12 protein-coding genes are annotated in these 12,818 nt (G+C 41.5%); 11 read left to right on the top strand and 1 reads right to left on the bottom strand.

The annotated features are described in order from the left end of the window. Positions 1 to 11 precede the first annotated feature (11 nt). The 9 genes from IAE19_RS11525 (at position 12) to IAE19_RS11485 (ending at position 10,150) form a co-directional block, all read left to right on the top strand. Positions 12 to 1,007 (top strand): aromatic/alkene monooxygenase hydroxylase subunit beta, encoded by a 996-nt coding sequence (locus IAE19_RS11525; RefSeq protein ID WP_200461080.1) that lies wholly within the window; start codon positions 12 to 14, stop codon positions 1,005 to 1,007. A 21-nt stretch (positions 1,008 to 1,028) separates the two neighbouring features. After that, a complete protein-coding gene (locus IAE19_RS11520; RefSeq protein ID WP_200461079.1) occupies positions 1,029 to 1,295 on the top strand; it encodes an MmoB/DmpM family protein in 267 nt (88 codons plus the stop codon). Between the two features lie 66 nt (positions 1,296 to 1,361). After that, entirely contained in the window at positions 1,362 to 2,888 is a 1,527-nt protein-coding gene (locus IAE19_RS11515; RefSeq protein ID WP_200461078.1) for an aromatic/alkene/methane monooxygenase hydroxylase/oxygenase subunit alpha, read from the top strand. 116 nt (positions 2,889 to 3,004) lie between these two features. Next, positions 3,005 to 3,367: a phenol hydroxylase subunit P4 gene (locus tag IAE19_RS11510; RefSeq protein WP_200461077.1), complete on the top strand. Its 363-nt coding sequence runs from the start codon at positions 3,005 to 3,007 to the stop codon at positions 3,365 to 3,367. A gap of 14 nt (positions 3,368 to 3,381) precedes the next feature. Next, positions 3,382 to 4,443 (top strand): NADH:ubiquinone reductase (Na(+)-transporting) subunit F, encoded by a 1,062-nt coding sequence (locus tag IAE19_RS11505; RefSeq protein WP_200461076.1) that lies wholly within the window; start codon positions 3,382 to 3,384, stop codon positions 4,441 to 4,443. A 362-nt stretch (positions 4,444 to 4,805) separates the two neighbouring features. Then, positions 4,806 to 5,684, top strand: coding sequence for a transporter (locus tag IAE19_RS11500; protein ID WP_320159422.1), 879 nt, complete (start codon positions 4,806 to 4,808; stop codon positions 5,682 to 5,684). A gap of 628 nt (positions 5,685 to 6,312) precedes the next feature. Then, complete coding sequence (gene catA / locus IAE19_RS11495; RefSeq protein WP_200461074.1) at positions 6,313 to 7,248, top strand: catechol 1,2-dioxygenase; 936 nt, start codon at positions 6,313 to 6,315, stop codon at positions 7,246 to 7,248. 89 nt (positions 7,249 to 7,337) lie between these two features. Further along, positions 7,338 to 8,597, top strand: a complete 1,260-nt coding sequence (locus IAE19_RS11490) for a GTPase (RefSeq protein ID WP_200461073.1) — start codon at positions 7,338 to 7,340, stop codon at positions 8,595 to 8,597. After that, positions 8,594 to 10,150: a dynamin family protein gene (locus IAE19_RS11485; protein ID WP_200461072.1), complete on the top strand. Its 1,557-nt coding sequence runs from the start codon at positions 8,594 to 8,596 to the stop codon at positions 10,148 to 10,150. Before IAE19_RS11490 ends, IAE19_RS11485 begins: the two co-directional genes overlap by 4 nt. A 99-nt stretch (positions 10,151 to 10,249) precedes the next feature. Here IAE19_RS11485 and catM read toward each other — a convergent pair whose 3' ends face one another. Continuing rightward, positions 10,250 to 11,161 (bottom strand): cis,cis-muconate-binding transcription regulator CatM, encoded by a 912-nt coding sequence (gene catM, locus IAE19_RS11480; RefSeq protein ID WP_200461071.1) that lies wholly within the window; start codon positions 11,159 to 11,161, stop codon positions 10,250 to 10,252. A 102-nt stretch (positions 11,162 to 11,263) separates the two neighbouring features. Between catM and IAE19_RS11475 the strand changes: the two genes are divergently transcribed. Next, positions 11,264 to 12,376, top strand: a complete 1,113-nt coding sequence (locus tag IAE19_RS11475; RefSeq protein WP_200461070.1) for a muconate/chloromuconate family cycloisomerase — start codon at positions 11,264 to 11,266, stop codon at positions 12,374 to 12,376. Between the two features lie 17 nt (positions 12,377 to 12,393). Beyond that, positions 12,394 to 12,684: a muconolactone Delta-isomerase gene (gene catC / locus IAE19_RS11470; protein WP_200461069.1), complete on the top strand. Its 291-nt coding sequence runs from the start codon at positions 12,394 to 12,396 to the stop codon at positions 12,682 to 12,684. Positions 12,685 to 12,818: the final 134 nt, after the last annotated feature.

Genomic DNA, 12,818 nt, shown 5'->3' with positions numbered 1-12,818 from the left:
CGGAGATAAACATGACTTTAGAAATTAAAACATCAAGCGTTCAGCCCGTCCGCCAGACGTATGCTTATATTGAACGACGTTTTGGTAACAAGCCTGCAACCCGCTATCAGGAAGTCAGTTTTGATATTCAGGGTGAAGTAAATTTTCATTATCGCCCATTATGGAAACCAGATAAAACTTTGAATGATAAGACCCATACAGCCTTGGTGATGCAGGATTGGTATGCCTTCAAAGATCCTCGTCAGTTTTATTACGGCGCATATGTCCAGCATCGGGCACGTTTACAGGACAGTACTGAAAATAATTATGCTTTTTTCGAAAAACGCCGTTTGGTCGATAACTTGAGTGATGCGGTTAAACAGAAAATCGTTGCGGCGTTGCTGCCATTTCGTTATGTCGAACAAACCGCCAACCTGCACATGATGTCGGGAAGTGCTTACGGTTATGGGACAGTGATTACTCAGGCTTGTATTTTTGCGGCAATGGATCGTCTGGGAATGGCGCAGTATTTATCACGAATTGGTTTAATTATTGACGACAATTCTGCCGACGCTTTGGATCAGGCCAAAGATTACTGGATGAACAATGCCGCATGGCAGCCTTTACGTCGCTTATGTGAGATGAGCCTGACTGAACAGGATTGGTTCAAACTGTATCTATTACAGACTTTATTGATCGATAGCATGTTGCAGGCTCTGGTTTACGTTGAACTGGATCAATGGTTCGTAGAGCATCAGGGCCGTGATGTAGCGATGCTGACCGAGTTTATGCAAGAGTGTAATAGTGATCTGCGTAAATGGTCAGATAGCGTGCTTAAGACTGCTGTGGCTGAATCGGAACACAATAAAGCCTTAATTCAGGGATGGCTAGAAGAGCTATTACCACAGGTTAAATCTGCTTTTGAGGCATGGGCCAATCTGGGATTACAACAAAGCAATGTTGACAGTGCAATGAACCTGATTGCTGAACGCTGTAAACGCGCAGGTTTGGCATTTAATTTGACTTAAAAGATTCAGGGAGAACGACACATGTCAAAAGTTTATTTAGCACTACAGGACAATGACACCTCACGCTATATCGTCGAGGCGATTGAACAGGATAATCCCGAAGCGACGATTCAGTATTTGCCCGCCATGATTCGGATCGAAAGTGATGATGAGTTGATTATTCTTGCTGAAACCGTGACAGAGAAACTGGGGCAAGACTGGGATATTCAATCCCTGCAATTGAACATGATCACACTGGGCGGAAATGTAGAAGAAGATGATGACAGCTTTAGATTGAAATGGAATTAACCCATTTCTCATGCCTATTTTTAGCATGAAAGATCTAAATCACAAATAATGAGCAAGGATTTCAGGATGAATAGCCAAGTTAAAAACCCGAGCAAAAAACTCAATGCCAAAGATCGCTACCGTATGTTGACTCGCGATCTGGATTGGGAATTTTCATATGCAGATCGTAAAGATGCATTTCCTTATGAAGAGTTTGAGGGCATCAAAATTACAGATTGGTCGAAGTGGGAAGATCCATTTCGCCTGACTATGGATGCGTACTGGAAATATCAGTCAGAAAAAGAGAAAAAATTGTATGCAATTTTTGATGCTTTTGCACAGAACAATGGCCAATTGAATGTTGCCAATGAACGCTATCTCAACGCTATTAAGCTTTTTTTAACCGCTGTTACCCCGCTGGAATATCAAGCTTATCAGGGGTATGCACACGTAGGTCGTCAATTTAGCGGTATTGGTGCACGTATTGCCTCACAGATGCAGTCTATTGATGAGTTACGTCATGTGCAGACTCAGATTCATGCGATGAGCCATTACAATAAATTTTTCAATGGTTTTCATGATTGGGCACATATGCATGACCGTGTTTGGTATCTGTCTGTACCTAAGTCTTTTTTTGAAGATGCGCGTTCAGCAGGGCCATTTGAATTTTTGTTAGCCATCAGTTTTGCCTTTGAATATGTATTGACCAATTTATTGTTTGTGCCATTTATGTCGGGTGCCGCCTATAACGGAGATATGGCAACGGTGACATTCGGTTTTAGTGCGCAATCGGATGAAGCGCGGCATATGACTTTGGGACTAGAAATCGTCAAATTTCTGCTCGAACAGCATGAAGACAACGTTCCTATTGTACAAGAATGGATTGATAAATGGTTCTGGCGAGGAACCCGTTTACTCTCGATTGTGGGCATGATGATGGATTATATGCTGCCAAATAAAGTGATGTCGTGGAAAGAAGCATGGGAAACCTACTTTGAAGAAGCGGGCGGTGCATTATTTAAGGATTTGAGCCGCTACGGTATTCGTATGCCGAAATACAGTGACGTTATCCTTAAAGAAAAAGAACACGTCTCGCATCAGGCATGGTGGATTTTCTATAACTTTGGGCATGCCGCAGGCTTCCATACATGGATTCCGACGGATGAAGAAATGGACTGGTTGTCAGAAAAATATCCAGACACGTTTGATCGTTACTATCGTCCACGCTGGGAGTTGGCACGTCAATTAGAAGCTGAAGGAAAACGTTTCTATTCGGATGGCTTGCCACAACTCTGCCAGATTTGTCAGATTCCAATGACATTTACTGAAATGGAAGGTGACCAGACTATGTTCAGCTATCGTGATGCGATTTATAACGGCGAACGCTATCACATGTGTTCAGATGGCTGCCACGATATTTTCTGCCGTGAACCTGAGAAATACATACAGGCGTGGCTGCCCGTCAATCAAATTTTACAAGGCAACTGCGGTGGTCCTGACCTTGAAACCATTCTTAAAGAGTATTACCACATTCGTGCAGGCGAAGACAATCTGGATATTGAAGGTTCGCCAGATCAGCAACTCTGGAAAAAATGGAAAGGGCAAAGCGCTTAAATCCCCCTGCGTTGATGAAGTTGCGAAAAGAAACATGTCATTAAAGACATCAAGAATATCTCGGGTACTTGCAGGAAAGGAAACAATGCAAATATCCGAAAATAGGAGAATTAGACATGCCAGTACGTGCCATTACTGAAAATTACAGCTTTAGCCCAAAAGACAGCCAAGCCAATTATGGTGACAATATTCTGATTTATATTGGTTGGGATCATCATACTTTATTTTGCTCAGCCAAAGCTTTTTTGATTTCACCGCAAGCGACTTTTCAACAGCTATTGGAAACCTTAATGCCCGCAGGTTTTTCGCAGCATCCAGAATTTAATGCGATTGACTGGCACCACGTAGAATTTCAGCTAGACCGCAAAGAACTCAAATTTCAGCCAGAGGCAACTTTGGCAGAACTGGATTTTGGGCATAAGTCGTTACTACGCTTTTCGACCCCCGGTTTAAATGGCTATAACAATGCCTATGTCTGATCAGGAGGCGTGAAATGAGTTATCAAGTTACGATTGAACCACTCGGAACCACCATTGAGGTCGCCGAAGATCAAACCATCCTTGATGCAGCATTGCGTCAGGGAGTCTGGTTACCTTTTGCCTGTGGTCATGGGACATGTGGAACCTGCAAGGTGCAGGTGACAGATGGATTTTACGATGTCGGTGACGCTTCACCTTTTGCGTTAATGGATATTGAGCGTGAAGAACAAAAGGTCTTGGCCTGTTGTTGCAAGCCTGAATCAGATATGGTGATTGAGGCAGATGTAGATGAAGATCCTGATTTTCTTGGTTATCTGATCGAGGACTATCAAGCCACGGTACTATCGATCAATGATCTTTCCCCGACGATTAAAGGGCTCCGTTTACAGATCGATCGTCCCATGCAATTTCAGGCAGGGCAATATATCAACTTGCAGTTGCCTCATATCGAGGGAACACGAGCATTTTCGATTGCCAACTCGCCAAATGAAGCCGGCATTATCGAGTTACATATCCGTCATGTACAGGATGGCGTAGCAACCACCTATGTACATGAGCAGCTTGCAGTAGGAGATGAACTACAACTTTCAGGGCCGTATGGACAATTCTTTGTACGCAAGTCCGATACGCAGGATGTGATTTTTATTGCAGGCGGATCGGGCTTGTCTAGTCCCCAATCGATGATTCTGGATTTATTGCAATCTGGCGATCAGCGTACCATTTATTTATTTCAAGGCGCCCGAGACATTGCTGAGTTATATCATCGCGAGTTGTTTGAAGATCTCGTCAAACAATATTCTAATTTCCGTTATATTCCAGCCTTAAATGCACCAAAAGTAGATGATGAATGGTCAGGTTTTACAGGCTATGTACATGAGGCTGTGGCCGATTATTTTGAACAACGTTGTTCTGGGCATAAGGCTTATCTATGTGGGCCTCCTCCCATGATTGATGCTGCAATTTCCACACTGATGCAAAGCCGGTTATTTGAGCGGGATATTCATACTGAACGCTTTTTAAGTGCTGCTGATGGCGCAAAAGCAGAATCACGTTCAGCGTTATTTAGGCACATTTAAAAGAGAAAATATTCGGCAGTTCCAGAGTACATTGCTGTTTTAGAACTGCCAAGTGAATACGGTTATATACGTTGAATATCGTTGCAAATGGATGACTAAAAGCGCTGAGTTGAGTTTAGTGTTAACCCCATATGTAGCATTAACAGGATATTTAAGACCCATATATTTAGACTTGTACGGATAACAATACTATTTTAATGAAGTGCATGAATCATCAGTTTCTAACATGCACTTTCATTTTAGTCATGTTGAGAAGTACACCAAATTTCGAGGATCGAGATTTGGCCTGAGTCTAATTCAGGATGAATAGGACGCAAAATATGAAACAACAACAATTGAATCGACAGCACATAAGTAGAAAAATCTTAAAGAATATAAGTGGGTTGGCAAGCGGACTAATATTAGGAGTTTTTTCAAATTCAGTCTTTGCTACTGAAAGCGGAGCAGATTCATTTCCGCATGGTGCTGAAGGGATTATGGCAGGCGCCTTACCACCCGCGGGTTTATATTTTTTAGGATATTACCAGCAATATCGTGCGACAGAATTTCTCGATTCTAAGGGTGATGAACTGATTCCAGATTTCGATCTGGATGTGCATGCATTTGTGCCGCGTTTGGTCTGGATGACTGATCAGAAAATTTTGAATGGGCAGTTGGGATTTTACGGCATTTTGCCGTTAGTAGATTTGCGTGTACAGATGGCTGGGGAACGAGATCATCGTAGTGGGGTGGGTGATATAATGTTGGCACCTATGTTGGGCTGGCATCATGGCAATCATCACTGGATTGCAGCGTTGGAAAATATTTTACCTACAGGGGACTATGACGCAGACCGTCTCGCCAATATCGGTAAAAATTACTATACTTTTAGACCAATTTTGGCCTATAGCTACAACCATGCGGGCTGGGATATCTCCACCAAAATGGCCTATAGTTTTAATAGCGAAAATGACGATACTCATTATCAGTCAGGGCAGTATTTTTCGGCAGACTATAGTCTTGGATATCAGGTCGTTACTGATGTGAATATTGCGGTTCAAGGCTACGTTTTTAAGCAAATGAGTGACGATAAAAAAGAGAGCGTTGATATTGGTTTTCGTGGTGAAAGTATTGCGGTTGGCCCAGCAATTCAGTACCAACAAAAAGGCTGGTCGCTTGAAGCCAAATATTTGACAGAGACAAAAGTGGAAAATCGGCCAAAGGGTGATACGGCTTGGTTAAAACTGGTCTGGGCTTTTTAGGGGGATCATACCTAAGTCATCATTGCAGAACATTTATTATAAATGATTAAGAATATCCTCTGATTTAATCTATTAATTGGAGGATGTTTAAAAGAAATGGATAAATCAAAATTTTCTTATCTCAACTAAACCCCTATTGCATTTTCAGCTTTAAAATAGACTTCTCTTTTGTCTAACACAATATTCCTTTTATGATAGGAAGGTATGAGATTATCTTCATGAAAGATCATCGCTGATTCCTCCGAAACTTATTTAAAGTAATTTTATTTTTTGTTTTTAATGTAATGAATAATAATAGATTTTATGAAATATACTGCATCATCAGTTTGCCTTTCTGGCAATATGAAAGGACTAAGCCAAAAATAAATTAACATACCTAAAAAGCATGAAAACATACTTTTAGAGGTGTTGGATAACGCATGACTTTTCGGTAGAGTTAAGCATTAAGGAACATATAAAAGCAGGCCGCATATCCATAACGCATTTATGATTTCACAGTGAAACAGCCTCATTTTAATCGCTAAGTTTATTGTGAAATGATCATGCTAAATGTTGAAGTCGCTTGCAAGTAGGGCCAGCAGAGTAAGCCACCCTATTTATTCATTTTGGCAATTTCAAGGAGAAAGCCATGGATGTTAAGATATTCAATACTCAGGATGTACAAGACTTTTTACGTGTCGCTAGCGGACTGGAACAAGAAGGCGGCAATCCACGTGTGAAGCAAATCATCCATCGTGTGCTTTCAGATTTATACAAAGCGATTGAAGACCTAAATATTACTTCTGACGAATATTGGGCAGGTGTGGCCTATCTCAATCAACTGGGAACCAGTCAGGAAGCAGGGCTACTTTCACCGGGTCTGGGTTTTGATCATTATCTTGATATGCGTATGGATGCTGAAGACGCAGCACTCGGGATCGAAAACACCACTCCTCGTACCATTGAAGGGCCACTTTATGTGGCAGGCGCGCCAGAGTCAGTGGGTTATGCTCGTATGGATGATGGCAGTGATCCGAATGGCCATACCCTGATTTTACACGGCACCATTTATGATGCAGACGGTAAACCGTTACCCAATGCAAAAGTAGAAATCTGGCATGCCAATACCAAAGGTTTCTATTCCCACTTTGACCCAACGGGTGAGCAACAGCCATTTAATATGCGCCGTAGCATTATTACAGATGAACAAGGTCAGTATCGTGTGCAGACCATTTTACCCGCAGGCTATGGCTGCCCACCAGAAGGCCCAACGCAACAGTTATTAAATCAACTGGGTCGTCATGGCAACCGTCCTGCGCATATTCACTACTTTGTCTCAGCAGATGGACATCGCAAACTGACCACGCAAATTAACGTAGCAGGCGATCCGTACACGTATGACGACTTTGCATATGCAACACGTGAAGGTCTGGTGGTTGAAGCGATTGAACATAGCGATGCAGAGGCGATCAAAGCCAATGCGGTAGAAGGGCCATTTGCTGAAATGGTGTTTGATCTGAAACTGACACGCTTGGTCGATGGTGTAGATAACCAAGTTGTAGACCGCCCGCGTCTTGCTGTGTAAATACAGGCTTTAAAATCGAAAATAAAGTTCAGGCTAGTGGGTGAATCACTGGCCTGATTCATTTGTAGGGACGCGTGGAGAAAGGCAAGATGGATATGCAAAATTTTGATGGTGTTGTAAACGCTATTTTAGCGGTAATCCCCAATCGGGAAACTGATTTGGCGAGACTACGCAGATTAATCATGGCAGGTACTTATCCGACTATCACTGTGATCGGGAAATATAATCATGGAAAAAGCCGACTACTGAATGAGTTGATTGGACATGATATTTTCTCTGTTGCCGATAAACGAGAAACCCTTCATCTTGCAGAGCATATTCATCAAAATGTTAGTTGGCTAGATGCTCCAGGGCTAGATGCGGATGTCGCCGCAGTGGATGATGACTATGCCTTTAACGCGATCTGGACACAGGCGGATATTCGGCTTTTTGTACACTCGATACGTGAGGGAGAGCTTGATGCGATTGAGCATCAACTGTTGCAACAGTTAGTGCATGATTTTCAATCTAGCCGCCGTCAGACTTTATTGGTACTCACTCAGATTGACCAAATGCCAGACCAGCAAGTTTTGGCGCATATACAACAGTCGATTGCCCATCAAATTCCAGACTTAAATGCTTTGTCCGTATCTGCCACACGTCATCGTCAGGGTATAGAGAAATCAAAGCCATTATTGGTTGAAAAAAGCGGTATTGTCGCGTTACAGCAGGCACTTGAATTTGCAATCAGCCAAGTACCGACTGCACGTGAGCATGAGAAACTCCAATTATTTAAAGACATGCAACAGCAAATCAATCAATTAAAAGTTGACCAAGAGCATTTACAGCAAAAATTACAACAGACTCAACAACAGCAACGTCAGGATTTTGACGAAGGGTTGATCAAGGTTTTAGACAAAATTCGTGAGGATTTACATCCGATTCTGGATATCAGTGGTCAGGATGAAGCGCTTGTACCTGATTCATTTGCGACTATGTTTAAAAATACAGTCGGCAAGCAACAGCGTGCTAAAGTACAAATTGCTTATTCTCGCGCTTGTATTGATATGAACAGCCATCTCATTCGTCATGGCGTAGTCGGATTGCCTGAAGATCAGCAAACCCGTGTCAAAAGTTTGGATACCGTCATCGTTGCGGTATTGGGCATATCAGTCAAATTTCGTGAACATTTGCATACCTTGTTTTTTACCGATGCCGAACGTCAACGATTGCAGCGAGAGTTTGCTTTTTATTTTGAAAAATCGGCAGGACGTGAAGCGTTGGTTGAACAGTTGAACAAGATTGAGAAGCAACTTCATGATATTGCACAAGCGCAAACGGCATTGAAAATGTTGGAGGATGCGGTATGACCAGTGGCGGACAATTACAACATTTTATTGAACAGACGCAACAAATTACGGCATCACAAAGTGACCTGACTTCGATGTTGGATCATTTGCAGCAATGGCGTAAACATTTTGCTAAAGAATTAACAAGTATTGCTTTTGAGGTCAAGGGATTGCAACCTGCATCTACGTTGGCAAAACAAATTTCTCTAATCAATAATCAAGTGGCGCAACAGATTCGACTTTGGGATGTGAAATGGTCTGAATTAGCTGCTGCGCAATCAGTTGCAGAGGCTTTTAGCGATAAAGTGATGCTACTGGTCTTTGGTAAATTTAATGCAGGTAAAAGTTCGCTCTGTAACCTTTTAGCCGAATGCTTCCATCGGCAGGGACAGACGGTACGCTATTTCTATGTACAGAATGATCAAGTTTATTATACCGAAACGCTTTTACGTGAAGGTGCGACTGAAACTACAGCGCAACTACAGGGAGTATGTTTAGGTGAAAGACTGGTATTACTGGATACGCCAGGGTTACATTCTGCCACAGCCGAAAATGCAGCATTGACGCAGCGCTTTATTGATAGTGCGGATGGTGTGTTATGGCTTAGTAGCTCCACTTCACCGGGTCAAGTGCAGGAACTTTATGCATTAGCGCGAGAATTAAAACGACATAAGCCTTTATTTCCCATCATCACGCGAAGTGATCAAATCGAAGAAGATGAACTAGATGGCGAAATTTGTACAATATTATGCAACAAACCTCCCTCACAACGTTCGTTACAGGAAGCGGATGTAAAAGCACGTGCTGAAGATAAATTGCGAGAAATGGCGGTGGATATTCATTTATTGAAGCAACCCGTATCAGTGTCTACTCAAATGGCGCGTCAGGCTGACATGGATCAAAAAGCCATGAGTGATGCTGGCTTTGAGCGATTGTTTGCGGCACTTTTGGATATGATTCAGCCCGCTTTGCATTATAAACAACGCAAACCCGCAGAAATATTTTTACATCATCTCCAAGAGCAAGTGCTTGAGGCATTTGTTCAGGAAATAGAACCTGATTTGGATCAGTTGCAACTATGTCTTCATCATATGCAAATCGCATTATTGCAGCAGCAACGTCATATTGCAGAAGATGTCTGGAGAAAGGTACTACCTGAATTACCCCAGTTACTTGAACAGTATGCAGCAACACGGGGCATAGATCAGGTGTATATCACTCTTACACAATGGTTAGCAGATGCATTTACTCAACAGGTACAGCAACAACTCGTTGATTATAAACTAGATACTGCCGTTCAAATACAACTTGAACCGAATCCGAATATTGGTTATGAATTAATTTCAGATTTGGTGGTTCATAATCGTTTATATACTGAACTGTGTCGCCAGATTAATGAAACAGTAGAACAATGCACGGAACAACTCGTCCATCAGTGTGAAAAACAATTGAGCACTATTGAAGATAACATCCAACAATTCAAAGATGTGATTGTGTGTTATAGCAATGGTTTGAATGAATTGGCATCAGATTTACGTCAATATCCGCGTACCTCTGGAGTTGATGTAAGCTAAGGGTGTTGCTGATCAGGTGATATCAATTGAGCATGAATTTCATCAATACAACCTGATTCAGCTTAACTTCTCACTGGATAAAAATGAGACCAAAATAAGCTATTCAATCAGTGGTTTAATATTTTGTGTCGCAAATACGTCCTGAACACAAGACAAAATTTTAGGAATATAGTTACTATGATCCATATTGCGTATTGCCAGTGAAATCGGACTGTAAGCATCTTCATCCAGAATAGGAATATACATCAAGTTTTTTACCCCGATATCCATTGCTGATTCTGGTACGATACAAATTCCTTCTCCTGCTGCGACTAGGCCTAATGCCAGTTGTATTTCCCGAATTTCTGTCAATTTGGTCGGAACCAAACCAAGTTCGGTAAAAAGAGATTGAATAAAGGTTGCGAAGTTTGGCTTTTGTGAAACGGGATAAAGCAACATAGGTTCATCGATAATTTGTGAAAGATGAATACCTGAGCCAGCAAATTGATTTAGATGATGGTTTTTATGGATGGCAAGTTTAAGGTGCTCTTTATGTAATAAAATTCGTCGAATGGCTGGATCTGTAATTTTGAGCCTTCCAAATCCTAAATCGATTTTTCCCTGTTTTAATGCATTGATTTGATCTTTAGTCCCACACTCAATTAGTTCAATATGAATTTCGGGATTTTGTTGTCGGAAAAGATAAATAATTTCGGGTAATAAACCATAAAGTAACGAACTGACATAGCCGATGCGTAAAGTATGGCTAACGGTTGCAATCCTTTTAGCCATCGAAGATGCTTGGGCGGTATGCGTTAAAATTTGTACGGCATGTTGATAAAAAAACAATCCTGCTTCTGTAACTTTGGCCGGACGCGAGCCACGTTCAAACAGTTGAATTCCTAATTCTTCTTCGAGTTTTTGAATTTGTCGACTCAATGGCGGTTGAGCAATGCATAATTTTTCGGCTGCTTTAGAAATACTTTGTTCTTCTACCACAGTGACAAAATATCTGAGGTGCCTGAGTTCCATTATATACCTTTTTAGTATGCAAAAATACCGAATTGTTTATGGTTTCCATTATGACATTAATTTAAGGTATGTTAATAGCATTTATTGAAAGAAGATGGAACGATGTATAAGACAGTGGAAACTATTTTAGTCGATATTCCTACTATTCGTCCGCATAAACTTTCTGTGACGACCATGCAGACTCAGACACTGGTATTGGTCAAAGTGACAACTAAAGATGGGATTGTCGGGTGGGGTGAAGCGACGACGATTGGCGGCTTGAACTATGGAGAAGAAAGTCCTGAAAGTGTTAAAGCCAACATCGAGACTTATTTCAAACCTTTACTCCTTTCAATTCAGGATTCTTTGAATGTTGCACAGACTTTAAAACTGATTCGTAAAAGTATCAATGGGAATCGTTTTGCCAAGTGTGCCATTCAAACAGCATTGTTGGATATCCAATCCAAATGTTTAGATTTGCCACTGAGTGAAGTCTTGGGTGGACGTTTACGTGATCGACTACCTGTGTTGTGGACGTTAGCATCTGGCGATACGGAAAAGGATATTGCCGAAGCAAAAAAAATGATCGAGCTAAAGCGACATAATACTTTTAAGTTAAAGATCGGTTCCAATCCATTACAACATGATGTTGATCATGTGATTGCAATTAAAAAAGCCTTAGGTCCTGAGATTAGTGTGCGTGTTGATGTGAATCGCGCGTGGTCAGAGTTGGAATGTATTAAAGGCATTCAGCAGCTACAGGATGGCGGTATTGATTTGATTGAACAACCTTGTGCTATTGAGAACACAGATGCATTGGCACGTTTAACCGCTCGTTTTGATGTAGCGATTATGGCAGACGAGGTTTTGACGGGGCCTGATAGTGCTTATCGCATTGCCAAAAAGTATGGTGCAGATGTTTTTGCGGTAAAAGTAGAACAGTCTGGTGGTCTGATTGAAGCATGTGAAGTGGCAAAAATTGCGGGTCTGGCAGGTATTGGTTTGTATGGTGGTACGATGCTTGAAGGGCCAATTGGCAGTATCGCGTCGGCACATGCTTTTAGTACCTTTGAAACGCTAGAGTTTGGTACGGAATTATTTGGTCCATTATTATTGACTGAAGATATTCTTAAAACACCGTTACAATATGAAAACTTCGAGTTGGTTGTACCACAGGCATCAGGCTTGGGAATCGACATTGATGAAGATAAAATTGAACAATTGCGCCGTCATTAAGGAAGAAGGAATTAGACATGTTATTTCAAGTACGTATGGATGTACATTTACCTATTGATATGCCTGTAGAGCAAGCGAATCAAATTAAATCGGTGGAAAAAGCCTATTCACAAGATCTACAGCGTCAAGGTAAATGGCGTCATATTTGGCGAATTACGGGTCAGTATTCCAATATTAGTATTTTCGATGTTGAAAGTAATGAAGAATTACACAACATTTTGCAGGGGTTACCGCTTTATCCTTACATGAATATTGAAGTGATGCCACTTAATCGCCATCCATCCTCTATTCGTGATGATGATCGTTAAGCAACGATAGATGTGGATGTCAGGTTTATAGATTCTTTTTATAGTCCTTCTTTATTTTTCGTTTTCACCTAAAGGTTGATGACATGATAGATAAAAGTGCAGCGACCCTACCGGAAGCGCTTTCCCAGATTAAA

The sequence above is a fragment of the Acinetobacter sp. S40 genome (genome assembly GCF_016624705.1).
In the GTDB taxonomy this organism is placed as follows: Bacteria; Pseudomonadota; Gammaproteobacteria; order Pseudomonadales; family Moraxellaceae; genus Acinetobacter.
The sequence above is the reverse complement of the archived record's forward strand: the minus strand, read 5'-3'. Positions and strand labels throughout refer to the sequence as shown.